This is a genomic window from Herbaspirillum sp. UBA812, from assembly GCF_002296545.1.
In the GTDB taxonomy this organism is placed as follows: Bacteria; Pseudomonadota; Gammaproteobacteria; order Burkholderiales; family Burkholderiaceae_D; genus Herbaspirillum; species Herbaspirillum huttiense.
In genome coordinates this window covers 1-24,586 of sequence record NZ_DBIC01000393.1, presented here as the reverse complement: position 1 = coordinate 24,586, position 24,586 = coordinate 1, and the positions used below count along the sequence as shown (strand labels likewise).

The following is a 24,586-nucleotide window of genomic DNA, read 5'->3' as shown; positions in this document are numbered from 1 at the left end:
CCAATCACGGCGACCACGGCCAGGGCGGAGAGCAGCAGGCGCATCGTCGTCATGGCCGCCATGCGCGAGACCGCCGCCAGCAGCATCAGGATCGCGCCGACCGGCAGGGCCGCAGCGCGCAGGCCATCGGGGATTTCCAGCGCCGGTGTGGTGATCGGCATTTGCTCCACCGCATGGTCCACGGCCGGGTGGATCACCATCAGCACGAAGATGCAGACCACCAAAGCAGCGACCGTTTCGAGCCACACGCGGCCTTTCTCGGAACACTTGTTGATGATGGCGGTGAGCCGCATGTGCTCGCCGCGATCCAGCGCCAGCACGGCCCCCAGCATCGACAGCCAGATGAAGAGGATCGAGGCCAGTTCATCCGACCACACCAGGGGGTCATGCAGCGCATAGCGGTAGATCACGCCGGTCAGCAGCACCACGGTTTCAGCCACCACCAGGGCGGCGGCTACGGCACCGACCACGTGCATCACCATGCGATTGAATGCGACCAGCGCGCGCGCAGCCGGGTTCATGTTGACCGGGGCGCGGTAAGTCATTGCAGCTTCCATCATCAAGCTCCAGCGAAATGGATTCAGGGCGGGAGCACTGCCCTCACGGCGAGGGCAGCACTCCGGCGCACGGGCTCATGCAGGCATGAGCCCCGGCAAACGAAGCGCTCAGGCCAGCTTGCCGGTGTACTTCTCCAGCAGGGCCCAGGGCTCGTCGCCGAACTTCTTCTTCCACTCGGCATAGAAACCGGCACTGCGCAGCTTGGCGCGGAAGGAATCGGCATCGGCATTGTTGAAGGCCAGACCCTTGCCCTTCATTTCATCGACCAGCGAATCGTTGAGCTTGCGCACGTCGGCACGCTGGTTCATGGCGGCTTCGTTGATGAGGCGGGCCATCAGGTCCTGCAGGTCCTTGGGCAGACGCTCGAAGGATTTCTTGTTGCCCAGGAACCAGAAGCCATCCCACATGTGGTTGGTGATGGAGCAGTACTTCTGCACTTCGTAGAGCTTGGCGGTGGAGATGATGGCCATGGGGTTTTCCTGGCCTTCCACGATCTTGGTCTGCAGGGCCGAATAGACTTCGGCGAAGTTGATCGAGGTCGGGGCCGCATCGAAGGCCTTGAACATCGAGGTCCACAGCGGGCTGGGCGGCACGCGCAGCTTCATGCCCTTGAGGTCGTCGGCCGCCTTGATGGGCTTGGTGCTGTTGGTGATCTGGCGATAGCCGTTGTCCCAGATCTTTTCAAAGGCGAACAGCGTGGACTTGGCTTCAATCTGCTTGCGCACATGCGCACCCAGTTCGCCATCCATGGCCGGCCAGACCTGGCTGTAATCCTTGAAGGCGAAGCCGATGCCGGAGATCTGCGCAGCCGGCACCAGCGTGCCCAGGATCAGCGGCGAGAGCGTGAAGAAATCAATCGCACCCGCACGCACCTGCGAGAGCATGTCGGTATCGGTGCCCAGCTGGTTGTTGGGGTAGAGCTGCAGTTCGATGCGGCCCTTGGATTGTTCCGCGATGGCCGCGGCCATTTCCTTGGCGCGCGCATTCATCGGGTGCGTCACCGGCAGATTGTTGGCGTACTTGAAGGTGAATTCGGCCGCATGCGCCGAGGTGGATACCAGGCCGGTAGCGGCGGCAGCCGAAGCGACCGAAGCCGTCTTCAGAAAATGGCGGCGCGTGATCTTGCCAGTGGATTGTTCCATCTGCTTGTCTCCTGTCTGTCTGTTTGTAATTTTGAAATTTGCTGAATCCGGCGCTACCAGGGGTGCTGGATCGGGCGTGCAGCTCCCTGTTCCGGGTGGTCAACACTGCCTGTGCCTCGACAGAGCAAATTGGATGCCAAGCCCCCTATCCTCCCTGGTCGGCATGGCGCCATCCCTCTCCCTCAACGGCACTGCGCCTGTATTCTCTGCGATAAGGGCGGGCCTGTACAAGCGCGCAATCACCGCCGCCGCCATTTATTTGCGCGCAGCGTGACTGCGACACCTGTCGCAGAAGTGTCGCTGCACTGTCGCAGGCGTCGACACCTGTTCATGCTGCTCACCGGCAATAGTGCTGCCTGCCGGCTGCTGCAGCGCAATGATTTACGTTAACGTAAAGTACGTGATATCTTCATGCGGTCGGCGGGCACTGCCCTGTTCTGTTCGATTTTTCCTGCATGTCGGGAATGAGCGGGCGGCCTGCCGGACACATCAGCACGCATCAATATCAACAACAAAGCGAGACCCGGCGCGGCTTTGCGCCGGCACTCTCAGGAGACGGGCAAGATGCAGGCCGGCCCCTGGCGCGATGCGCCATTCCCGGCTGCGCGATGCCGAGGCAAGGGATGCGCAACACCGGCTGCATGCGGTGGTGCGAGCGGTCCTGCGCGTGGCACCGATTTTGCATATTGCCCCTGTGTGTAACGGAGCGACCCAGCTCCATTGACCCCGTGACTACGGACACAAGGACAACCCCATGACTGTTTCTGCATCCTCACCCTGCATCACCGGCTGGAACCATTCGCAATTCGGCAAGCTCGACGGCATCGATCCGGAAGTGCTGATCGGCCAGGTCGCCAAGGCCGCCATCGAACACGCCGGGCTGCAACCGGAAGACATCGACTCGGTGCACTTCGGTACCTTCAATGCCGGTTTCCTGTACCAGGACTTCCCTTCCTCGCTGGTCCTGAACACGCTGCCGCAGCTGCGCTTCAAACCCGCCACGCGCCTGGAGAATGCCTGCGCCACCGGTTCGGCGGCCATCCATTCGGGCCTGCAGGCGATCAAGGCGGGCGAATCGAAACACGTGCTGGTGATCGGCTTTGAGAAGATGACCGAGCTGGCCACCGCGCAAGTGGGCGAGGTGCTGCTCAAGGCTTGCTACGCCAAGGAAGAAGCGGGCATTCCGGGTGGCTTTGCCGGGGTCTTCGGCAAGATCGCGCAGAGCTACTTCGATCGCTTCGGCGACCAGTCCGATGCGCTGGCGATGATCGCGGCCAAGAATCACAAGAACGGCATGGTCAATCCCTATGCCCACATGCGCAAGGATTTCGGTTTCGATTTCTGCCGCACGGTCTCCGACAAGAATCCGTATGTGGCCGGTCCGCTCAAGCGCACCGACTGCTCGCTCATTTCCGATGGTGCAGCTGCCCTCGTCATCAGCGCCGCCGACGTGGCCAAGTCCATGCCGCGCGCGGTGCAGTTCCGTGCGGCGGTCCACGTCAATGATTTCCTGCCGCTGTCGCGCCGCGACCCGACCCGCTTCGAAGCGGCCGAGCTGGCCTGGAAGAAAGCGCTGGGCGCAGCCAGCCTGAGCCTCGATGATCTCTCGCTGGTGGAGACGCACGACTGCTTCACCGTGGCCGAGCTGCTGGAATACGAAGCCATGGGCCTGGCCCCGCACGGCCAGGGCGCACGCGTGATTGCCGAAGGCATCACCGCCAAGGACGGCAAGCTGCCGGTCAATCCCTCGGGCGGGCTGAAGTCCAAGGGCCATCCGGTCGGTGCCACCGGTGTCTCGATGCACGTGATGGCGGCCATGCAGGCATCCCATGATGCGGGCGACATGCAGATCGCCAATGCGCGCTATGCCGGCGTGTTCAACATGGGCGGCGCGGCAGTGGCCAACTATGTGAGCATTCTGGAGCGTGTGAACTAAAGAAGCGGTAGCAGCACCGGTGCGCCATCCTGTCGTTGAAGGGTGGCGCGCCGCATGAAGTGATGTGCAAAAAAACAGAACAAGGCAGCACGCCAATTTCCATCAGAATTCCATCAGAAGAATCGGGACGAGTGAGACGATGTTAAGCAAAGTGATGAACCTGGGCCGCCTGCTCTCGGACGTGGCGCGCCGCTTTCCGGAAGAGCCGGGCCTGATCCTGGCGCAAGGCGCAACCGATGGCAGCGACCGCCTGATCCCCTGGCGCGAGATCAATGCCCGCGTCGATGCGCTGGCCCACGCCCTCACCCGGCGCGGCGTCAAGAAGGGCGACAAGATGCTGGTCCACTCGCGCAACAACCAGCAGATCTTCGAGAGTGCCTGGGCCGCCTTCAAGATGGGCGTGGTCTGGGTACCGACCAATTTCCGCGTCACGCCGCCCGAGGCCGCCTATCTCGGCCAGTCCAGCGGGGCCTGCGTGATGCTGTATGACCGCGGTTTCGCGCCGTATGTCGATGCGGTGAAATCCGCCTCGCCCGCGCTCGAACACGTGGTGGCCCTGGCCGACGCACGGCCGGGCGAACTCGATTACGAAACGCTGGTGGCCGATGGCAGCGGCGAAACCTTCCGCGAGGCCGAAGTCGATTACGACGATCCGCTGTGGTTCTTCTACACCTCCGGCACCACCGGCCATCCGAAGGCCGGCATGCTCTCGCACGGCCAGATGGCCTTCGTGGTGACCAATCACCTGGCCGACCTGATGCCGGGGCTCACGCATCACTCGCGCTCGCTGGTGGTGGCACCGCTCTCACACGGCGCAGGCGTGCATGCGGTGGTCAACACGGCGCGCGGTGCGGCCAGCATCCTGCTCTCTTCCGAACGGCTGGTGGTCGAGGAAGCCTGGCAGCTGGTGGAGAAATACAAGGTGGACAATCTCTTCACCGTGCCCACCATAGTCAAGATCCTGGTCGAGGATGAGTCGGTGGACCGCTACGACCACAGCTCGCTGAAACACGTCATCTATGCCGGCGCCCCCATGTATCGCGCCGACCAGATCCATGCATTGAAGAAGCTGGGCAAGGTGCTGGTGCAGTATTACGGCCTGGGTGAAGTGACCGGCAATATCACCTTCCTGCCGTCCTATTTGCACTTCGAGGATGACGCCCATCCGCAGGCACGCGTGGGGACCTGCGGCATGCCGCGTACCGGCATGCAGATCGCCATCCTGAACGATGATGGGCAAGAGCTGGCGCCCTTCGAGACCGGCGAAATCTGCGTGCGCGGACCGGCCGTCTTCATGGGCTATCACAATAATCCGGAGGCCAATGCCAAGGCCTTCAAGCATGACTGGTTCCACACCGGCGATCTCGGGCATGTGGACAAGGATGGCTTCCTCTACATCACCGGGCGTTCCTCGGACATGTACATCTCGGGCGGCTCCAACGTCTATCCGCGCGAGATCGAGGAAGCCCTGCTGACGCACCCGGCCGTCTCCGAAGTGGCGGTGCTGGGCGTGCCCGATCCCAAGTGGGGCGAAAGCGGGCTGGCGGTGATCGTCTGCAAGGCTGGCCAGCACGCCGATGGCGAGGCCTTGCTGGCGCATCTGGAAACCCGCATCGGCAAGTACAAGTGGCCGCGTCGCTTCGTCTACTGGGACAGCATGCCCAAGTCGGGCTACGGCAAGATCGTCAAGAAACAGATCAGGGCGCTGCTGGAAGAGCAAGGCGACTACCGTCTATGAAACTCTCCGGCCAACCTGGCGAGACCACGGCCAGCGCCGGTTTCCTGGCGGTGCGCAAGTTCCTTCATGCAGGCCAGCCAAGCTATCCGCGCACGCTGGACCTGGAGGCCGACCCGGCCGAGGAACTTCGTATCACGCTGCAACCAGGCACCCCGGTCGGCCCGGCCTTGCGGCGCGTGCTGGCACGCTATGGCCAGCGCGGCGGCGTGGGACGGCTGTGCGGCGGTAGCGCGCGGCGGCTGCATTACCACTGCATCGAACAGACCGGAGACGCCAGCCGGCCATATGACTATGGACCACCGCATGTATTGGAAGGCGTCATCAGCTTCGTGACCGGCGCCATCACCATCGGCCAGAACGCCGATGGAAAAGTATTACTGCATTGCCACTCAGGTTTCATCGATGGCGATGGCACGCTGCATGGCGGCCATCTGCTGCTCGACACGGTGGAGGTGGGCGACGATCCGCTCATCCTGCGCCTGTGCCTGTTCTCCCGCAGCGCCTTCGTCGTCAACAGCGATGAAGAGACGCACTTCAGTCTATTGCATCCGACACCCATGGAATGATGATGACGCTCCCCGCCCATGACAGCGACTCCCTTGACGACCACATCCACGTAGAACAGGGCCAGCTCGGCAAGCTGGTGATGGCCCGCCTCAAACCCAACCAGGACCTGACCGAAAGCGTGGAAGCGCTGTGCCGCCAGCACGGCATGGACAAGGCCATCGTGCGGGGCGCCATCGGCAGCCTCATCGATGCCCATCTGCAATACGCCACCCCAGCCGCGGTGCGTGCGATGGAGATCAACGGGCCGGGCGTGGAAATCCTCAACGTCTTCGGTGAAATCGGTTTTGCGGAGGGACCCGCCAGCGCCCATCCATTGCAAGGCGTGGTGGCCGATACCGAGGGACGCATCTTTGCCGGACGCTTCGTGCGCGGCGCCAATCTCTCTTTCATCACCATCGAGATCACCTTGCAGGAATGGATTGCGGTCAAGCAATCCGAGGCGCTGCCGGCCTGAATCACTTTCCTTTCCCCCATGAAAAATGCCGCCCGGCTCATCACCGGGCGGCATTGTTTCATTCTTGGACTAACTATCGGATCAGGCTTCCGTATGCAGCGTGGCTTCGGCTTCCTGTTCGATCTCGACTTCGGCGCGAGCGGCTTCTTCTTCGCTCAGCAGGCCGCCTTCCCACTTGGCCACCACGGCCGAAGCGATCGAGTTGCCCACCGCATTGGTAGCCGAACGGCCCATGTCGAGGAAGGTATCGATGCCCAGGATCACCAGCAGGCCCGCTTCCGGGATGTTGAACTGGTGCAGCGTGGCGGCGATCACCACCAGCGAGGCGCGCGGCACGCCGGCGATGCCCTTGGAGGTCAGCATCAGCACCAGCATCATGGTGATCTGGGTGGAGATGGGCATGTGGATGCCATAGGCCTGCGCGATGAAGAGCGTAGCGAAGGTGCAATAGATCATCGAGCCGTCGAGGTTGAAGGAATACCCCATCGGCATAACGAAGCTGGAGATCTTGCGCTTGACGCCAAAGCGGTCCAGCGCGTCCAGCAGCTTCGGATAGGCCGCTTCCGAGCTGGCGGTGGCGAAGGCCAGCAGGAAGGCTTCCTTGATCAGCGCCAGCAGGTGGAAGATGCGCTTCTTCAGGAATACGAAGCCCACCGCGATCAGGATCACCCACAGCAGCACCAGCGAGAAGTAGAAGTCACGCATGAAGACCGCGAAGCTGACCAGGATGTCCAGGCCATTGACGGCGACCGTTGCGGCCATGGCGGCAAACACGGCCACCGGCGCGAACTTCATGACGTAGACGGTGATCTTCAGCATGGTGTGCGACAGGTCGTCGATGACGGCCAGCAGGTGCTTGCCGCGTTCACCCAGTGCCGCCAGGGCGATGCCGAAGAACATGGAGAACACCACCACCTGCAGGATCTCGTTCTGCGCCATGGCTTCCACGATGGACTTGGGCACCAGGTGGTTGAAGAATTCCTTGACCGTGAACTTGCTGGTGGCCAGGCCCGCACCGGCAGCATCCGGCGACGGCAGCGCCACGCCGGCACCCGGTTGCAGCAGGTTGGCCATGATCATGCCCAGCGCCAGCGACACCAGCGAAGCGATGAAGAACCAGGCCAGCGACTTGCCGAAGATGCGGCCCACCGACTTGGCGTCGCCCATGTGGGCGATGCCCACCACCAGGGTCGAGAACACCAGCGGTGCGATGACCATCTTGATGAGGCGCAGGAACAGGTCGGAGGCAATCGAGATATAACCCGCCAGCTCCTTGGCCTCGCCCTTGTCGTAGTGATTGAAAATCAGGTAGCCGACCAGGATGCCCAGCAGCATGGCTGCAAAGATGTAGGCGGCTTGTGGAATGCGTTTCTTCATGTGTTCTCCTGCCCTCGCTCGCCACCGGCACCAGGCACCGGTGAGAGGACGATGATGTAAGGCTTGCGGGCGGCGCCGGCCGGTGCGGTGACAGGGGCGCCATGCTTTTGGATGGTCAGAAAGCGTCAGTTTCTGATGAGAAACCCTGACCGTTTTTTCCCGCCGCGCGGAAAAAAGGACGAAGCTTATTGACTTATGCCCCCCGCCGTCAAGGCTAAGCAGGTAAAACTGCCCCAAAACGCAGCAAACCGTCCACAGGAGCCGGAATGTGGCGATTTTGCCAACATGCCTGAGGCCAACTTGTCAGCGCTTTGTCAGCCACAAGACACCCGCCTGCAGGGGCTTCAGAGTGCGGTCGTCACGGGTGCCGTGGCGGCCGGATCGCTCATGCTGGGGCGGCCGGTTTCCAGATGGCCCGCCAGCCGGCGCAGCCAATGCGGCCGGTCCTGCAGTTGCCACTGCAGGTCGTACCAGTGGTGGCTGGCCGCCAGATCCCAGGCGCTGCTGACGCTCTGCCCGGCCGGCACGTGCAGCACGCGCGGGGTGTGGCCGTAGGCCAGATCGGTGACCGTGGCGATCAAGGGTGCCGGGCCGGGATTGAGCAAGCTGAGGTTCAGCACGCCGCGGGCCGCATCGTAATGGCTGCGCAGTTCCGGTTCCGGCTGCGACGTGCTTCCGGCCTGCCCTGCGAAACGGCGGAAATAGCCGTTCGGTCCCCACACGCTGAACTGGTAACGGCCTCCGGCAGCAAGCGGCCAACTGTCACCGAGCTGCTTGCCGGCCTCCACGGTATAGCCGCGCGGTGCGCTACCGAGGACATCGTCGTGGACCTGGAAATGCGCGCCCTGCCGGCCGACATTGTCGAAGCGCAGGATGTAACGGTCGCCCTCGCGGCTGCCATGCACGTGCAGCGCATAGGGCAAGGGGCAGGCAGTCCGCACGCCCGCTTCTTGCGGGGCGATGGACAGCGCAGCGCCGGGTGCGGGCGCGCTGATGGCGACCGGACGTTTGCATTGCAGGTCGGAATCGGCCAGGTAGTGGGTGGTATCGGGCAGGCGCGGTGCCGAGGTATCGCGCCGGCTGAAATCCAGCGTCGATGTGAGGTCGCCGCACACCGCACGCCGCCAGGGAGAAATGTTGGGCTCGATGACGCCGAAGCGGCGCTCGATGAATTGCAGTACGGACGTGTGATCGAACACCTGCGAATTGACCCGCCCGCCGCGCGACCACGGCGAGACCACGAACATCGGCACGCGCGGGCCCAGCCCGTAGGGCAGCTGGTCGGCAGTGAACTTGCCCTGCTGGCTCGCGGCCACCACGGCATGGCGCTCCAGAGCGATGTCCACCGTGCTCTTGCCGGAACCCGGCACCGTGGGGGCCTGCGGCGGGACCACGTGGTCGAAGAAGCCGTCGTTCTCGTCATACATGATGAAGAGCACGGTCTTGCTCCACACATCGGGATTGGCGGTGAGCGCATCGAGGATGTCGGACAGATAGCGCGCGCCATACAGCGGCGTGTAATCCGGATGCTCGGAATACACCGCCGGCGGCAGCAGCCACGACACCTGCGGCAGCTTGCCCTGCTCCACATCGGCCCTGAGCTGCGCGACGCTGCGGGTACTCATGCCGCGCGCGTGCAGGGAGGAACCGATGGGGGCATGCACGAAGTTCTCGAACGAAGCCAGCATGTTGGTGCCGTAGTTGCCACTGAACTTGTCGAAGTCATTGCCCTGCTGGTAGACCTGCCAGGAAATGCCGGCCTGCTCCAGCCGTTCCGGATAGGTGGTCCAGGTGAAGGGCGGCAGCTTGGTGCTGCTGAACTGGTTGTCGATGTAGTCGGTATTGTCCAGCAGCGGTCCGCCGCCGCTGCCCAGCGGATCGATCATGCCAGTCATCAGGTACATGCGGTTGGGATGGGTGTTGCCGGGAATCGAGCAGAAATACTGGTCGCAGACGGTGAAGGCATCGGCCAGGGCATAGTGGAAGGGAATGTCCTCGCGCACGTGGTAACCCATGCACAGATTGCCCTTTTGCTGGGCCCATTGATCGGCGCGTCCGCCGTTGATGGCCCCCTGGGTGGTGGCCCAGGTGTGCGGCAGGCTGCCGACGCATTGCGCATTCATCGCCGGATCAGTGGTGTCGTAACGGAACGGTGCGATGACGGCGGCGGGATCCTCCTGACGTGGCTGGAACCAGACCGGACGGCCATTGGGCAGCGTCACCGGAAAGCGGTCGTTGTAGCCGCGCACACCGGACAGATGCCCCAGGTAGTGATCGAAGGAACGGTTCTCCTGCATGAAGACCACGATGTGCTCGACGTCCTCGATGCTGCCCGTGCGCACCTGGGGCGCGATGGCCAGGGCCTTGCTGATCGAGGCCGGCAGCAGTGCGGCGGCGCTGGCAGCACCGGCCACGCTGGCCGACAATCTTAGGAAATCGCGTCGACTGGTTCCGCCCATGATCCTGGTCCTCGTGCGGGCAGCCAGGCGCGACAAGACCTTGCGGGCTTCGCCTGACTACACCGCTGGTATCGGTGAAGGCGAAAGTCTAAGTTTTTGATCTGACAGGACAATGACATCGTGAGACGCATCACGATGTCATCCGGACTATCCGGACTATCCTGACTATCCGCGTCCTCAGGCCTGTTGCAAGGCGCTGTCCAGCAATTCGATCCAGTGCCGCACCGGCGTGTCGGTCCCGGATTGCAGGTGCGTGACGCACCCGATGTTGCCGGTGACGATCATGTCCGGATCGGTGGCCTGCAGCTTGCTGATCTTGTTGTCGCGCAGGCGATAGGACAGTTCAGGCTGCAGTACCGAATAGGTGCCGGCCGAACCGCAGCAGAGATGGCTGTCCGCACACAGCTGCACATCCACGCCGGCCGCGCGCAGGATGCCCTCGACCTTGCCGCGGATCTTCTGGCCATGCTGCAGGGTGCAGGGCGGGTGATAGGCCACGCGCTTGCCGTTGAAATCCTTGAGCCTGTGCTGCAGCTGCTCTTCGAACTCGGGCAGGATCTCGCTGATGTCGCGCGTCATGCGGGAGATGCGGCGCGCCTTCTCGGCGTAATCCGGATCATGCTGCAGCAGGTGGCCGTATTCCTTGACGGTGGCACCGCAGCCGGAGGCATTCATGACGATGGTGTCGGCACGCACGCCGTCACGTCCTTCGATGTAGGGCCACCAGGCGTCGATGTTGCGGCGCATGTCGTCGAGGCCGCCGTCCTGGTCATTGAGGTGATAGCGAATGGCCCCGCAGCAGCCGGCCTTGGGCGGCGCGAACAATTGCACACCGAGGGCATCGAGGACGCGCGCGGTGGCACTGTTGATGTTGGGGGCCATCGATGGTTGCACGCATCCTTCTAGCAACAGCATCTGGCGCGCATGCGTGCGCGTCGGCCAGCTTCCCGCATCCTGTGGCAGCGGCACCTTGTTCTGCAACAGCTTGGGCAAGAGCGGGCGCACCATCTGCCCCGCCTTCATGGCCGGACGGAAGATCCACTTGCGCGGCACCAGTTCCTTCAAGGCGGTGCGCAGGACACGCTCGCCGAAGGGACGCTGTACTTGCTCTTCCACCACCTTGCGGCCGATGTCGACCAGGCGTCCGTACTGCACCCCGGAGGGACAAGTAGATTCGCAGTTGCGGCAGGTCAGGCAGCGGTCCAGGTGCGATTGCGTGGCGGCCGTGGCGGGCTTGCCTTCGAGCACCTGCTTGATGAGATAGATGCGGCCGCGCGGGCCGTCCAGTTCATCGCCCAGCAGTTGATAGGTGGGACAAGTGGCGGTACAGAAACCGCAATGCACGCAGGAACGCAGGATGCTGTCGGCTTCCTCGCCGGCCTGGGTGTTGCGGATGAAATCAGCCAAGTTGGTCTGCATGATGATCGCTTGGAAAAGAGGCGCTTACAGGCTGGCGTACAGGCGGCCGGGATTGAAGATGCCCTGCGGGTCGAATTGCTGCTTGAGGCGGCGGTGGATCGTTTCCACGGCCGGCTGCAAGGGGTGGAAGACACCGATGGCCTTGTCGCCGCCACGATGCAGGCTGGCGTGTCCGCCGACCGCGAGTGCAGCGGCGCGGATGGCAACGGCATCCACATTTCCTTCCGGCCGCAGCCAGCGCTGTGCCCCGCCCCACTCGATCAGCTGGCGGCCCGGCAGGTCGACGGGCGGGGCCACCGAGGGCAGCGACAGGCGCCACAGCGGGGCTTGCGATTCGGCGAAGAAAGGATGGGTCTGCTCGCGCAGGTCGGTCCAGTAATCTTCCGGATTGCTTAATTCGGTGCCACCCATCTTTTTGATTGCTGAATCCACGGCAGCCTGTGCGCCCGACAAACGGATCGTGAGCACATTGTTGACCCAGGCGCTGGCCACCAGCGGCAGGGGTTGTCCTGCGCTCTGGTTCAGCAGGCGCAGCGCGCCTTCCTGGTTGATCTCGAAGACGCGGGTACTGCTGGCGATGGGACGCGGCAAGACCTTCAGCGAGACCTGCAGGATCAGTCCCAGCGTGCCCAGCGAACCGGCCAGCAGGCGCGAGATGTCATAGCCGGCGACGTTCTTCATGACCTGTCCGCCGAAGTGCAGTTGCTCGCCCTGTGCATCCATGAGCACGGCACCCAGCACGAAGTCGCGCACGGCACCTGCGCTGGCGCGCGAAGGACCGGAGAGGCCGGCCGCAACCATGCCGCCGACGGTGGCCGCACCGCCGAAACGCGGCGGCTCCCAGGCCAGCATCTGGTTGTGCTGGGCCAGTGCCGCATCGATCTCGGCCAGGGGCGTGCCGCAGCGGGCGGTGATGACCAGCTCGGTCGGTTCATAGTCGATGATGCCACTGTAGGGGCGTGTGTCGAGCAGGTCGCCGGCGGGCTCCTGTCCGTACCAGTCCTTGGTGCCGCCGCCACGGATCTGCAGGGCGCGGCCGGAGAGGATGCGTTCGCGGAAGGAGGCCAGCACGGCATCCATGTCTTGTTGTGCTTGCATGGTCAGAATCTCGGCAGATCGGGGAAGCGCAGCTGGCCGCGCTGCACGTGCATCTTGCCGTATTCGGCACAGCGATGCAGGGTGGGAATGGCTTTGTCCGGATTGAGCAGGAAGGCCGGGTCGAAGGCGCGCTTCAACTTGAAGAAGGCCTCGCGCTCGGCGGGTGAAAACTGCACGCACATGGAGTTGATCTTCTCGATGCCCACGCCGTGTTCACCGGTGATGGTGCCGCCCACTTCCACGCACAGCTCCAGGATCTCGGCACCGAACAGTTCGGCGCGGTGGAATTCGTCAGCGATGTTGGCATCGAAGAGGATCAGCGGATGCAGGTTGCCATCGCCCGCATGGAAGACGTTGGCGCAGCGCAGGCCGTATTTCTTTTCCATCTCGGCGATGCCCAAGAGCACCTGCGCCAGCTTCTTGCGCGGGATGGTGCCATCCATGCAGTAATAGTCGGGCGAGATGCGGCCCGCGGCCGGGAAGGCGTTCTTGCGGCCGGACCAGAAACGCAGGCGCTCGGCTTCCGACTGCGAGCAGGCAATGGCCGTCGCACCGCTGGCGTTGAGCACGTCGGTCATGCGGCCGATTTCTTCTTCCACCTCTTCCACGGTGCCATCGGATTCGCACAGCAGGATGGCTTCGGCATCGATGTCATAGCCGGCTTTGACGAAGGGCTCGACCATGCGCGAGCTGGTCTTGTCCATCATCTCCAGCCCGGCCGGGATGATGCCGGCGGCGATCACGTTGGCCACTGCATTGCCGCCTTTGACCACATCGTCGAAGGAGGCCATGATCACGCGCGCGGCCTGCGGCTTGGGCACCAGCTTGACGGTCACTTCGGTGACCACGCCCAGCATGCCTTCGGAACCGATGAAGACGGCCAGCAGGTCCAGGCCCGGCGCATCCAATGCACCGCTGCCCAGTTCCACCACCTCGCCTTCAATGGTGACCATGCGCACGCGCAGCACGTTGTGCACCGTCAGGCCGTATTTCAGGCAATGCACGCCGCCGGAATTCTCGGCCACGTTGCCGCCGATGGAACAGGCGATCTGCGAGGACGGGTCCGGCGCGTAATACAGGCCGTGCGGGGCCGCTGCTTCGGAGATGGCCAGGTTGCGCACGCCAGGCTGGACCACGGCGGTGCGCGAGTACTTGTCCATCTTGAGGATCTGGTTGAACTTGGCGGTGGAGACCACCACGCCATCGGCAATGGGCATGGCCCCGCCCGACAGACCGGTGCCGGCACCGCGCGGCACGATCTGCACCTGCAGCGCGTGGCAGGCCTTCATGATGGCGATGACCTGCGCCTCGTTCTCGGGCAGCACCACCACCATGGGCAGCTGGCGGTAGGCGGCCAGGCCGTCGCATTCGTAGGGGCGGGTGTCTTCCTCGTCGAACAGCACGCAGTGCGCGGGGACGACCCGGCGCAGGGCATCGACGACTTCGCGCTGGCGGGCCGGCGCGAAGGACGGTTGGGCGGGAGCATTCATGCTGGACCTCGGCGGTAAGCTAGGCAGGCGTGCGGCGCTGGATGTCCCTCTTCTTGCATCCGATGCTGCGGCTCACGCTGTCTCGTTTGTTGTCAGCCCGCATGGGGCGGGCTTTTTCAGTCCGACAAGTGTAACGAATTTTGCCGCCCTGCACGGTGCCGTGTTGCCTGGCGGCCCACTGAAAAGAATTTCCGGCCGCCGTGAATTATTTTCAGGGCGGCCGGACGGGATGGGCGATACAAAGCCGGGTCAGATGTTGCGGAAGGCGTTCTGCATCCAGCTGATGAAGGTATCGACCTCTGGCCGCTCGCGCACGGCGCGCTCGTAGACCACGTAATACGCATGCGGCGGGGTGCGCAGGCGCACGTCGAACAATTCGACGATCTCGCCCCGGGCCAGCAGTTCTTCGGCAAAGTGCTGGCGCGTCAGGCCAATGCCGTAGCCGTGGCGCACCGCTTCCAGCAGCAGGCCCAGGTCGTCCACGCGCAGGCCGGACGAGGGTTCCACCCAGTCCTTCAGGCCTGCGGCCTCGAACCAGGGCTGCCAGGGTTCCAGCGCCGAGCGCAGCAGGGTCGCATGTTGCAGGTCGGTGGGCGACTTCATCGGCGGCAGGGTCTTCAGGTAGCCGGGGCTGGCCACGGCGAAGGCCGGTTCCTCGAACAGCTTCTCGGTGATGATGTTGGGATAGTTGCCGGCACCGAAGCGGATCTCGACATCGCTCTCCGAGAGCGACAGGTCATACAGCGGTACCGAGAGGTACAGCTCGACCACGATCTCAGGATGGCGCTGGGTGAAGTCGGCGATGCGCGGCATGAGCAGGTGGCGCGCGAAGGTCGGCGGCAGCATCACCTTGATCTTGGGCTGCACGGCCGCATTGCGGTGGGGCATCGGGAAATCGGTCAGCGTGCGCAAGGCGCTGCGCACCACATCGAGATAGCGGCGGCCGAATTCGGACAGGCCGATGGAACGGCCATCGCGATAGAACAGGCGCTCGCCCACAAAATCTTCCAGCAGGCGGATCCGGTGCGACAGCGCCGAGGGGGTGATGCACAGTTCCTCGGCGGCAATCGCAAACGAGTTGTGACGGGCTGCCGCTTCGAAGGCGGACAGGGCGTGAACGGGGGGAAGGCGGGTGGCCATGAATGGTGGATTCCTGCTGCGGTTCAAGCAAAACTGATGAAAACTAACATTCCGTTGCCGAAAAACTAAAAGGCCAGGCGCGCAAAACTAAGTTTTTCTCCCCTGGCCTGCGTGATGCATCGACCTCACTGCTCCCAGCGCAGGATCTTGCCGGGGTTCATGATGTTCTTCGGATCAAGCGCATGCTTGATGGCACGCATGACGGCAATGGCACCATCACCGTGTTCCTGGATCAGGAAATCCATCTTGTGCAGGCCCACGCCATGTTCACCGGTGCAGGTGCCATCCATGCCGAGGGCCCGCGCCACCATGCGGGCGTTGACGCCTTCGGCGCGGGCGATGTCGGCCGGGTCGTTGGGGTCCACCATCATCTGCACGTGGAAGTTGCCATCACCGACGTGGCCGATGATGGCGTGAATGAGCCCCTGCTCTTCGCAATCGGCCTTGGTGGCCAGCACGCATTCGGCCAGGCGCGAGATCGGCACGCAGCAGTCGGTGGAAATCGCACGGGCACCGGGGCGCAATTGCAGCAGCGCGAAGTAGGCGTTGTGACGGGCGGTCCAGAGGCGGGTGCGGTCTTCGGGGCGGGTGGCCCATTCGAAACCGAGCGCATGGAATTCCTTGGCGATGTCCTGCACCAGTTCGGCTTGTTCCTTGACGCCGTTCTCGCTGCCATGGAATTCGAACAGCAGCAGTGGATTGACCGGCAGGTTCAACTTGTCGTGGGCATTGATGGCGCGCACGCCGTTTTCATCGAGCAGTTCCACACGCGCCAGCGGCACGCCCATCTGGATGGTCTGGATGACGGTGTTGACCGCATCGGCCACGCTGGGGAAGGAGCAGATCGCGGCCGAAATGGCTTCCGGCTGCGGATACAGGCGCACGGTCACTTCGGTGATGATGCCCAAGGTGCCTTCGCTGCCCACGTAGACGCGGGTCAGGTCGTAGCCGGCCGAGGATTTCTTGGCACGGGTGCCGGTCTTGATGATCTCGCCTTGCGCCGTGACCACGGTCAGGGTCAGCGTGTTTTCCTTCATCGTGCCGTAGCGCACGGCATTGGTGCCCGACGCACGGGTCGAGGCCATGCCGCCCAGCGAGGCATCGGCGCCCGGATCGATGGGGAAGAACAGGCCCGTGTCCTTGATCTCCTGGTTCAGCTGCTTGCGGGTGACGCCGGCCTGGACGGTGGCGGTCAGGTCTTCGGCGTTGACGGCCAGGACCTGGTTCATCTGCGACAGGTCCACCGTGACGCCGCCCTGCAGGGCCAGCACGTGGCCTTCCAGCGAGGTGCCGGCGCCGTAGGGGATGATGGGGGTGTCGTACTGGCTGCAGAGCTTGACGAAGGCGGCGACTTCCTCGGTGCTGTGGGCGAAGACCACGGCGTCGGGCAGCATGGGATCGTAGGAGGATTCGTCGCGGCCGTGGTGCTCGCGCATGGCCAGGGTGGTGGAACAGCGCTCGCCGAAGAGGGCCTTGAGCTCGTCGAGCAGGGCCTGGGGCACGGGGCGTTTCAGTTTCCGGGCGTCAACTAGGTGGTTCATGCAATGTCTCTCAGGGGTCTGGTGTCTCGGTGTTCTTATGGTCTTGTGCGGGGAAGAAGCAGGGCCGGTGAAGCGGCATCCCTTGCCGCTCCAGTGGACTGACCACTGATCCAATCGATGAATTTTACTCTCTTGCCGACTTTAGTTTGCGCAAATGTCCCCCTCCATGCTGCCCGATCGGACAAATCAAGTGAATTGTTTACGCCATTTTTCCAGCAGGCGCGCAGCGGCTCGCAGCGCGCGGGAAGCGCTTGCCTTGGCCGAGGCAAGCGCTTAAGCTCCCCGGCGGATCAACAAGGAGCAATGATGGGCAACCGACTTTCGAAGATCGCCACCCGCACCGGCGATGATGGCAGTACCGGACTGGGCGATGGCAGCCGCGTGGGCAAGGACAACCTGCGCATCCAGGCGCTGGGCGATGTGGATGAGCTCAATTCGCAGCTGGGCCTGCTGTTGTGCGAGACGCTGCCGGCTGCGCTGCGGGAGGAACTGGTGTCGATCCAGCATGACCTCTTCGACCTCGGCGGCGAGCTGTGCATCCCGGGCTATACGGTGCTGGCTGATGCGCACCTGGCGCGGCTGGACGCCCTGCTGGAAAAGTACAACGCCACCCTGCCCCCGCTGAAGGAATTCATCCTGCCCGGCGGCTCGCGCACGGCCGCGCTGGCGCACGTATGCCGCACCGTGTGCCGTCGCGCCGAGCGCAGCGTGGTCATGCTGGAAAAATCCGAGGCCGGTGTGAATGCACCGGCGCGGCAGTATCTGAATCGTCTCTCCGACCTGTGCTTCGTGCTGGCGCGCGTGCTCAACCGGGAGGCGGGTGGACAGGATGTGCTGTGGGAGAAGGGGCGGGAACGCTGATTGCGTTCTCACTGCGGGCAGTGAAGGCAGCGCTGCAGCAACACCGCCTTCTGCCTGCGACAGCTAGCGTGAGCCGTCCACCGGCTTGCTGCGCGCCAGACGCCAGGCGATGGCACCCAAAGCCGCCACGGCAATGATCAAACCCACCCACAGCACGATGTTGCGGGTACTGGCCGAAGCGGCCGCCGCGCTTTCCTGTGCCATCGGCAGCCGTGCTCCCAGCGTGGCGTTGCCCATCTCGGGGGTTGCCCCCATCAGCAATTCCGCTGTCGGCTGCGCCACCGGTGCCAGCGCCGCATCGCCCGCGCCCATCCTGAAGGGCGGAGATCCCCGTGCCACGAAAGTCAGCTGCGCCGGCCGCCAGCCCAGGCTCACTTGCGGCAAGCCGCTGCCCAGACCGCCATTGCGCGTGTCCACCAGGATCCGCCAGTTGCGCTCGGGCGTGACCTGGAATTGCAACGGTGCGGAGCGCTCCTCACCTGACTTGCCTTGCAGACGGAATACGCTGCCCGTAGCGACTTCCCGCCAGGATGCCTGGGCCTCGCTGCGGCTTTGCAGGCTGACCTTGGCGATGGTATTGGGCTGCGGCAGATCGATGCGCACGCTTTCGGCCGGATAGACTCCGCCGCTCTCGAACAGATATTCGCCCGCCAGACTGCCGGTGCGTACCTGCGCGGCAGCCTGCCAGCGCAGAGCAGGCGCATCGTTCCCGGGGACCGCTTCCACCACAACGGTCTCGGCGTCGATCGCCGTGATCTCGGGCACGCCATCCGGCCAACTCAGCCGCAGGTAGCGCTGCCGCAATCCGTCCAGCGGCACCCGCTCCTGGCGCAACTGCTTGCCATTCGAGGACGCCTTCAGCAAGTCGGCCTCCGCCACGCTGTGCCATTGCGTCAGATCGGCACTGCTCTCGACCTGGACACGGCCCTGATATTGCGTCCCGCCCAAATGGATACGCAAGCCGCTCACCGACGCTTCCCGCCCCAGATCGACCAGCACCGACTCGTCAGCCCCGCGCGGCGCGGCCGGTGCGCCGACCTCCGCACGCAAGCTGCCGTCGGGCGCAATCGAGACACCCAGGCGAGGCTGGCCGCCGGCTCGGTTGGCGGAGGGCACGGCAAACCAGGTCACCGGTGCCGGCACCACGCGTTTGACCGGAGCGGGAACGGTGGCCGCCTCCAGTGAGAACGGCACCCGCTCTCCGGCACCGTTGACGATGCGCACATCGCCCAGATCGCTGCGCTGACTGGCCGCGTAGATCTCGGACGGCAAGCGCATGCGGTAATACGGGCCGCTGCCGCTGAGATTCACTTCGTACCATTGCACAGCCGCCACCGGCGCGGCTTCCCTGGCGTGGGCGCTGAACGCCAGCAAGCCCGCGCACAAACTCATCAGCATCGATTTCATGGCGTGACCTCCTCGGCGGCAGCGCGCTTGGGCGGCAAGGGCGAGAAATACCCCACCAGCAACAGCAGCACACCGACCCCGATGAACGCGACGATGCGCTCCAGGCCCTGGATGCGCGACAGGTCGAACAGGAACAGCTTGATCACGGTCACTCCCAATAACGCGCCGCCGACGAACCACAGCATGCGCAGGCCGCGACGCGTGGCAATGACCTGCGTGGTGAGAGCACACAAGGCCCAGAACACCGTCAGCGCCGCCTGGGCCAGCGTCGAGTGCGAGATGTCAGCCAGCGTGTAAGGCAGACCGGTCCAGTGATGCAGGGTGCGCAGCAGCATGGCGTTGAGCCAGAGGAAGGCCGTCGCGCCCACCGCGCTCATCAGCGCCGTGCGATACGGCGCAAGCAAGCTGGTCAGGCTGGCCAAGCGCGCGAGCCAGAAAGCCATCAGTGCATAGATTGCCAGCAGGACCGCATCCAGCGGATTGAGCAAGGGCAGCCGCATCCAGTCGCCACCGGCCTCGGTAAAGTTGACGTTGATCGTCCACAGCCACAGCACCAGCATCAGCGGCAGCGAGGCCAGCACGCACAGCTTCTGCAGGCGTTCGCTGCGGACCAGCCACAGCGCGGCAAAGGCAAAGACACCCCAGCCCAGCATGAAGACCTGTTGCCAGCGGAACGAGGCCAGCACGGCAGCTACTTCATATTCCACGCCGAAATAGTGATGCAAGGTCCGCAACAGCAGTGCGTTGAACCACAAGAAGACCGTAGCGAACGCCAGATAATTCACTTCCAGCGGCGGCTGGCTCACCTCCAGCTGGCGCAAACGCCCTATCCATGCGGCCACGGCCAAAAAGCCCAATAATTGCGCCACATCCAGGGGGTTCAACAGGGGTAGCCAGAACAGCGGCGAGGCATCGCCGTCGCTCAGGGCACTGCCGATGCTCCACACCCACAGCAACAGCGCCAGCGGTGCCGCGCCCCAGACCTGATAGGACCAGGCGTGCGCGGCCACCGGCCAGCGCAGACGAGTGCCCAGGGTCGAGACCGCCAGCAGGCACAGTCCCACTCCACAGGCCCAGGCGCTCCAGCTCCACGCGCCTTCGGGGACGAACTCACGCAAGCGCAAGTAGCCCTCGAAGGCCAGCAAGGCGCACAGCATCCAGAAACTCAAGAGGTGCTGCAGGGCATAGGGTGGCCAGGGGGAGGTCTGGCCGCGTTCGTGCTCGCCTTCCAGGTGCCACAGGATGGCATAGGTCGAGACCAGTGCCAGCGGCCAGGCCAGCCAGCCCCAGCCGGTCAGCGGCGCAGCTTGCGTCATGAACAAGCCCAGGGTCAGCAGACCCAGCACCGGTGCCAAGGCCTGCTCGACGCGCCGGGCCAGCGGCCAGGCCAGCAGGCGGCGCGCGGCGTGGGCCAGCCAGGCGGTGAGGATGGCCCACAGCACCAGCGCAGTCAGGATGAACGGGACCAGCGCCTCCGGTGCCAGCTCGGCAGCGTACGCCTGAATTTCGCGCAGGCCGGCAGCGGCCCACCAGCACAGGCCCCACACCGCAGCGGCCATGCCCACTTCGGGCAGCGATGCATGCCAGCGGCCAGCATCGCTGCGCACCTGCAGCCACCAGCCGATGAACAGGCCCGCCAGCGCAATCATCAGCATGGCCAGGAAGCCGGTATGGACGACGGGCATCAGCACCGCACCAGGCGGCTCGCCCCAAGACGCCAGGAACGCCAGCGCCGCCACAAGCTGCATCAGCAAGCCGGACAGCAGTGCCAGCAGCCGACGCTGGCGCACTGCCATCCACACCAGGGCCGCGCCCTCGATCGCCCAGGCGGCCCCCGTGGTCTGGCCGGAGCAGGCGAAGGGGATGGCCAGCGTCGCGAAGATCACGCCCAAGACCAGCATGGCATCGAACAGCAAACCCAGCCGCTGCCGCCAGCGCACCAGTCCGGCTGCGGCCAGCAGATAGAAGGCTGACAAGGCAACCGCACTCCACGCCAGGCCGAAGGGCATGGACTTGACCAGGGCCGCCTGCAGCGCGGTGGCCGCAATGGGCGTGCCGAATACCAGCGAGCCATCCACGTAGTGCCGCACCTCGCACTCGCGCCGCAAGGCATACAGGAGCGAGATGCCGACGTACATGAGGAAGAACAGCACCAGGAAGGCTTCGGTACTGGCGAAGTGTTCCGGTGCGTAGGCGGTCGCGCCCCAGATCGAACCGATCACGAAGGTGAAGGAAAATCCCAGCAGGTTGAGCGCGCGCCAGGCCTTGAACCAGGCGATGGCAAAGATGCCGGCATTGAGCAAGGCGTAATAGCTGAAGAGCGCGACATGGCTGCCACCGCCGCTGCTGACCAGCACCGGGGCCAGGAAACCGCCCGCACTGCCCATGAAGGCCAGCACCGCCGCATCCTGCCGGATCGCCAGGAAAGCGCTCAGGGCGCAGATCACCACCATCAGCGGCAGGGCCATGCCCGAAGGAATCAGCGCATACAGTTTGACGGCAGCAAACACCGTCAGATACAGCACCCCTACCCCGCCGCCTTGCAGCACCAGTCCGTACACGGTGCGGCGCTCGCGCAGGTGCCAGCCGGCTCCCAGCAGGACGGCAGCACCGAGGGCAGTACCTGCCAGGCGGAATTCGATCGGCAGCAGGCTGTTGCTGGCGGCGTACTTGAGCAGGAAGGCTACGCCGAAGAACAGCACGATGATCCCCACCCGCACCACCGTGTTGCCGCCCAGCAGCCAGTCTCGCGCGGCATTGAAGGCGCGCTCCAGCAGGTCCGGTGTCGCGGGCGCAGCGGGCTTGGCAGGGAGGGATGGCGGCAATTCAGGCTCGCTCCCTGCAGCGCCAGTCGCCAGCGGAGCGGCTTGTTGTTCGTGCGAGGTCTGTGGTTCTGCCTCAGCCGAGGCGAGCGGGACGGGCGCTGGCGGCAAGGCGGCGGTAACGGGGATGCGGACTTGATCGTGGGAGCGTACTTCTGCAGGGAGCTCCACCTCGACAGGCGGCTCAGGGGGCGCAAGGTAATGCGGCGATTCCTGTCGCAGCCGCTCCACTTCTTCACTGAGCATCGCGACCCGGTCTTCCAGGTGCTTCACGCGGGCGGCCAGCGACGCGGAAGGTGCCGTACCGGTGAATGCGGCGGATGGCTCCTCCTGCTGGCTACCCGCAAACAGCACATTGCCGAGCCAGAAGCCCAGCCCGGCCATGATGGCCACCGTAGAACCGATCGACCAATCACTGGCCAAGGCCAGCACAAAGCCCGTCATACCACCGACTATCGCCGTCACCCATCTCATGGGTCTCTCCTCGTTTGAATTCTTGCAGGAAGATTTCAGGAGCGCCCACGCGAAGCCGCCGGCCACCCCATAAATTATTTCCAAAAGGAAATTATTTTAATTGATGAGGTCTTGGACCGGCGTGGCCACAGGATGTTCAACGGATGAGAAAACGTGCCGCATCTCCCGGCCAGCGTGGGCCGCCGGGACGATGCGTGGTGCGGGAAGACGGCGCTTAGCCGTTGTTGACGACCAGACGGGGCTGGTCCTTGCCGAAGCGCTGCACGATGGACTGGGCGATGCCATCGGCATCCAGTCCGCACTGCGCCAGCAGTTGCACAGCGTCGCCATGATCGATGAAGCGGTCCGGCAAGCCCAGGTGCAGCACCGGCTTGTTGATGCCGGCGGCGGCCAATGCCTCGGAGACGGCAGCACCGGCGCCGCCCATGATGCAGCCCTCTTCCACCGTCACCAGCGCATCGTGCGAGGCGGCCAGCTGCTTGACCAGTTCCACGTCCAGCGGCTTGATGAAGCGCATGTTGGCCACCGTGGCGTTGAGCTTGTCGCCCGCGCCGAGCGCCGGTGCCAGCAGGCTGCCGAAGGTCAGGATCGCGACATCCTTGCCCTGGCGGCGGATCTCGCCCTTGCCCAGCGGCAGGGTCTCCAGCGTCTTCTCGACCGCTGCACCGATGCCGGCACCGCGCGGATAGCGCACCGAGGCCGGGCCGGGGTACTGATAAGCGGTCGAGAGCATCTTGCGGCACTCATCCTCATCGGAGGCCGCCATCACCACCATGTTCGGGATACAGCGCAGGAACGCCAGGTCGTAATTGCCGGCGTGGGTCGCGCCATCGGCACCGACCAGACCGGCGCGGTCCAGGGCGAAGGTCACGTCCAGGTTCTGCAGGGCCACGTCGTGGATCAGCTGGTCGTAGGCGCGCTGCAGGAAGGTCGAGTAGATCGCCACCACCGGCTTCATGCCCTCGCAGGCCATGCCGGCGGCAAAGGTGACGGCGTGCTGTTCGGCGATGCCGACGTCGTAGTAGCGATTCGGGAATTTCTTTTCAAAGCCCACCATGCCCGAGCCTTCGCGCATGGCCGGGGTGATGCCGACCAGCTTCTCGTCGGCGGCGGCCATGTCGCACAGCCAGTCACCGAAAACCTGGGTATAGGTCAGCTTGCCGCCCGCGCTGGGCTTGATGCCTTCGCTGGGGTTGAATTTGCCGGGGCCGTGATAGAGCACCGGATCAGCCTCGGCCAGCTTGTAGCCTTGTCCCTTCTTGGTGACCACGTGCAGGAATTGCGGTCCCTTCAGGTGCTTCAGGTTCTGCAGCGTGGGGACCAGCGAGTCGAGGTCATGGCCATCGATGGGGCCGATGTAGTTGAAGCCGAATTCCTCGAACATGGTGGCCGGGACCACCATGCCCTTGGCATGTTCTTCCAGGCGCTTGGCCAGTTCCAGCACCGGGCCGGGCAGTACCGACTTGCCCACGTCACGCGCCTTGGCGTAGAACTTGCCCGACATCAGGCGCGCCAGGTAGCGATTGAGCGCTCCCACCGGCGGCGAGATCGACATGTCGTTGTCGTTGAGGATCACCAGCAGGTTGATGTCCTCATGCACGCCCGCATTGTTGAGCGCTTCGAAGGCCATGCCGGCGGTCATCGCGCCGTCGCCGATGACGGCGATGGCATGGCGGTCCGAGCCCTGGGTCTTGGCGGCCAGTGCCATGCCGAGCGCAGCCGAGATCGAGGTCGAGGAGTGGGCGGTGCCGAAGGTGTCGTATTCACTTTCGATGCGGCGCGGGAAGCCCGAGATGCCCTCCTGCTGGCGCAGCGAGGCCATGCGCTCGCGGCGGCCGGTGAGGATCTTGTGCGGATAGGTCTGATGGCCCACATCCCAGACGATGCGGTCCTGCGGCGTATTGAAGACGTAATGCAGCGCGATGGTCAGCTCCACCGTGCCCAGGTTGGAGGACAGGTGGCCGCCGGTCTTGGAGACCGAGTCCAGCAGGAAACCGCGCAGCTCTTCGGCCAGCGGCTTCAATTGATGGCGGGACAGGCGGCGCAGGGCGGCCGGGGCGTTGATGGGATTGAGGAGCATCTGTTCTTACCGTGTTGGGGGCT

The 24,586-nt window shown here is 64.3% G+C and carries 17 protein-coding genes; 5 read left to right on the top strand and 12 right to left on the bottom strand.

All coding sequences use genetic code 11. The features are described 5' to 3' along the window. On the bottom strand, nucleotides 1-560 hold a 560-nt coding region (locus tag B3873_RS25910; RefSeq protein WP_349676457.1), incomplete at its 3' end, for a TRAP transporter small permease. Between the two features lie 105 nt (nucleotides 561-665). Next, on the bottom strand, nucleotides 666-1,700 hold the full coding sequence (locus tag B3873_RS25905; protein ID WP_209534287.1) for a TRAP transporter substrate-binding protein: 1,035 nt from the start codon (nucleotides 1,698-1,700) through the stop codon (nucleotides 666-668). 754 nt (nucleotides 1,701-2,454) lie between these two features. On the opposite strand from B3873_RS25905, the gene B3873_RS25900 reads away from it, so the two are divergent. The 4 genes from B3873_RS25900 (at nucleotide 2,455) to B3873_RS25885 (ending at nucleotide 6,395) form a co-directional block, all read left to right on the top strand. Then, nucleotides 2,455-3,636, top strand: a complete 1,182-nt coding sequence (locus B3873_RS25900) for an acetyl-CoA acetyltransferase (RefSeq protein ID WP_134136579.1) — start codon at nucleotides 2,455-2,457, stop codon at nucleotides 3,634-3,636. A 121-nt stretch (nucleotides 3,637-3,757) separates the two neighbouring features. Then, on the top strand, nucleotides 3,758-5,374 hold the full coding sequence (locus B3873_RS25895; protein WP_286869983.1) for an acyl-CoA synthetase: 1,617 nt from the start codon (nucleotides 3,758-3,760) through the stop codon (nucleotides 5,372-5,374). Further along, a complete protein-coding gene (locus B3873_RS25890) occupies nucleotides 5,371-5,940 on the top strand; it encodes a hypothetical protein (RefSeq protein ID WP_276841170.1) in 570 nt (189 codons plus the stop codon). The genes B3873_RS25895 and B3873_RS25890 overlap by 4 nt, the downstream gene beginning before the upstream one ends. Before the next feature lie 2 nt (nucleotides 5,941-5,942). Continuing rightward, nucleotides 5,943-6,395 carry a PPC domain-containing DNA-binding protein gene (locus tag B3873_RS25885; RefSeq protein WP_276841172.1) on the top strand — a complete coding sequence of 151 codons (453 nt, stop codon included), beginning with the start codon at nucleotides 5,943-5,945 and terminating at the stop codon, nucleotides 6,393-6,395. A gap of 81 nt (nucleotides 6,396-6,476) precedes the next feature. On the opposite strand, the gene B3873_RS25880 is transcribed toward B3873_RS25885, so the two are convergent. From B3873_RS25880 to B3873_RS25850, 7 genes are all read right to left on the bottom strand, one after another. Next, on the bottom strand, nucleotides 6,477-7,772 hold the full coding sequence (locus B3873_RS25880) for a dicarboxylate/amino acid:cation symporter (RefSeq protein ID WP_039786932.1): 1,296 nt from the start codon (nucleotides 7,770-7,772) through the stop codon (nucleotides 6,477-6,479). A gap of 344 nt (nucleotides 7,773-8,116) precedes the next feature. Beyond that, a complete protein-coding gene (locus B3873_RS25875) occupies nucleotides 8,117-10,231 on the bottom strand; it encodes a phosphocholine-specific phospholipase C (protein ID WP_286869976.1) in 2,115 nt (704 codons plus the stop codon). Between the two features lie 177 nt (nucleotides 10,232-10,408). Continuing rightward, a complete protein-coding gene (gene glcF / locus B3873_RS25870; RefSeq protein ID WP_286869975.1) occupies nucleotides 10,409-11,650 on the bottom strand; it encodes a glycolate oxidase subunit GlcF in 1,242 nt (413 codons plus the stop codon). A 24-nt stretch (nucleotides 11,651-11,674) separates the two neighbouring features. After that, nucleotides 11,675-12,748 carry a glycolate oxidase subunit GlcE gene (glcE, locus tag B3873_RS25865; RefSeq protein ID WP_286869974.1) on the bottom strand — a complete coding sequence of 358 codons (1,074 nt, stop codon included), beginning with the start codon at nucleotides 12,746-12,748 and terminating at the stop codon, nucleotides 11,675-11,677. Between the two features lie 2 nt (nucleotides 12,749-12,750). Beyond that, nucleotides 12,751-14,238 carry an FAD-linked oxidase C-terminal domain-containing protein gene (locus tag B3873_RS25860; RefSeq protein ID WP_039786927.1) on the bottom strand — a complete coding sequence of 496 codons (1,488 nt, stop codon included), beginning with the start codon at nucleotides 14,236-14,238 and terminating at the stop codon, nucleotides 12,751-12,753. A 249-nt stretch (nucleotides 14,239-14,487) separates the two neighbouring features. Further along, the gene (locus B3873_RS25855) at nucleotides 14,488-15,378 is read right to left on the bottom strand and encodes a LysR substrate-binding domain-containing protein (RefSeq protein WP_039786924.1); all 891 of its coding nucleotides are present in this window, start codon (nucleotides 15,376-15,378) and stop codon (nucleotides 14,488-14,490) included. A 125-nt stretch (nucleotides 15,379-15,503) separates the two neighbouring features. Then, the gene (locus B3873_RS25850; protein ID WP_088755702.1) at nucleotides 15,504-16,919 is read right to left on the bottom strand and encodes an FAD-binding oxidoreductase; all 1,416 of its coding nucleotides are present in this window, start codon (nucleotides 16,917-16,919) and stop codon (nucleotides 15,504-15,506) included. Between the two features lie 306 nt (nucleotides 16,920-17,225). Here B3873_RS25850 and B3873_RS25845 point away from each other — a divergent pair, with 306 nt between their 5' ends. After that, nucleotides 17,226-17,780, top strand: a complete 555-nt coding sequence (locus B3873_RS25845) for a cob(I)yrinic acid a,c-diamide adenosyltransferase (RefSeq protein ID WP_034330523.1) — start codon at nucleotides 17,226-17,228, stop codon at nucleotides 17,778-17,780. 63 nt (nucleotides 17,781-17,843) lie between these two features. Here the strand turns inward: B3873_RS25845 and B3873_RS25840 are convergent, their stop codons facing one another. The 3 genes from B3873_RS25840 to dxs all read right to left on the bottom strand — a co-directional run bounded on the left by B3873_RS25840 (nucleotide 17,844) and on the right by dxs (nucleotide 24,563). After that, entirely contained in the window at nucleotides 17,844-19,187 is a 1,344-nt protein-coding gene (locus B3873_RS25840; RefSeq protein ID WP_286869969.1) for a DUF3999 domain-containing protein, read from the bottom strand. After that, a complete protein-coding gene (locus B3873_RS25835) occupies nucleotides 19,184-22,483 on the bottom strand; it encodes a DUF2339 domain-containing protein (RefSeq protein WP_286869968.1) in 3,300 nt (1,099 codons plus the stop codon). The genes B3873_RS25840 and B3873_RS25835 overlap by 4 nt, the downstream gene beginning before the upstream one ends. A 214-nt stretch (nucleotides 22,484-22,697) precedes the next feature. Then, nucleotides 22,698-24,563, bottom strand: a complete 1,866-nt coding sequence (gene dxs, locus B3873_RS25830) for a 1-deoxy-D-xylulose-5-phosphate synthase (RefSeq protein ID WP_286869967.1) — start codon at nucleotides 24,561-24,563, stop codon at nucleotides 22,698-22,700. Between the last annotated feature and the right edge of the window lie 23 nt (nucleotides 24,564-24,586).

Coding starts and splice junctions, on each gene's coding strand:
- B3873_RS25905 (WP_209534287.1), bottom strand. CDS start 1,700: ATGGAACAATCCACTGGCAAGATCACGCGCCGCCATTTTCTGAAGACG.
- B3873_RS25900 (WP_134136579.1), top strand. CDS start 2,455: ATGACTGTTTCTGCATCCTCACCCTGCATCACCGGCTGGAACCATTCG.
- B3873_RS25890 (WP_276841170.1), top strand. CDS start 5,371: ATGAAACTCTCCGGCCAACCTGGCGAGACCACGGCCAGCGCCGGTTTC.
- B3873_RS25885 (WP_276841172.1), top strand. CDS start 5,943: ATGACGCTCCCCGCCCATGACAGCGACTCCCTTGACGACCACATCCAC.
- B3873_RS25880 (WP_039786932.1), bottom strand. CDS start 7,772: ATGAAGAAACGCATTCCACAAGCCGCCTACATCTTTGCAGCCATGCTG.
- B3873_RS25875 (WP_286869976.1), bottom strand. CDS start 10,231: ATGGGCGGAACCAGTCGACGCGATTTCCTAAGATTGTCGGCCAGCGTG.
- glcF (WP_286869975.1), bottom strand. CDS start 11,650: ATGCAGACCAACTTGGCTGATTTCATCCGCAACACCCAGGCCGGCGAG.
- glcE (WP_286869974.1), bottom strand. CDS start 12,748: ATGCAAGCACAACAAGACATGGATGCCGTGCTGGCCTCCTTCCGCGAA.
- B3873_RS25860 (WP_039786927.1), bottom strand. CDS start 14,238: ATGAATGCTCCCGCCCAACCGTCCTTCGCGCCGGCCCGCCAGCGCGAA.
- B3873_RS25855 (WP_039786924.1), bottom strand. CDS start 15,378: ATGGCCACCCGCCTTCCCCCCGTTCACGCCCTGTCCGCCTTCGAAGCG.
- B3873_RS25850 (WP_088755702.1), bottom strand. CDS start 16,919: ATGAACCACCTAGTTGACGCCCGGAAACTGAAACGCCCCGTGCCCCAG.
- B3873_RS25845 (WP_034330523.1), top strand. CDS start 17,226: ATGGGCAACCGACTTTCGAAGATCGCCACCCGCACCGGCGATGATGGC.
- B3873_RS25840 (WP_286869969.1), bottom strand. CDS start 19,187: ATGAAATCGATGCTGATGAGTTTGTGCGCGGGCTTGCTGGCGTTCAGC.
- B3873_RS25835 (WP_286869968.1), bottom strand. CDS start 22,483: ATGAGATGGGTGACGGCGATAGTCGGTGGTATGACGGGCTTTGTGCTG.
- dxs (WP_286869967.1), bottom strand. CDS start 24,563: ATGCTCCTCAATCCCATCAACGCCCCGGCCGCCCTGCGCCGCCTGTCC.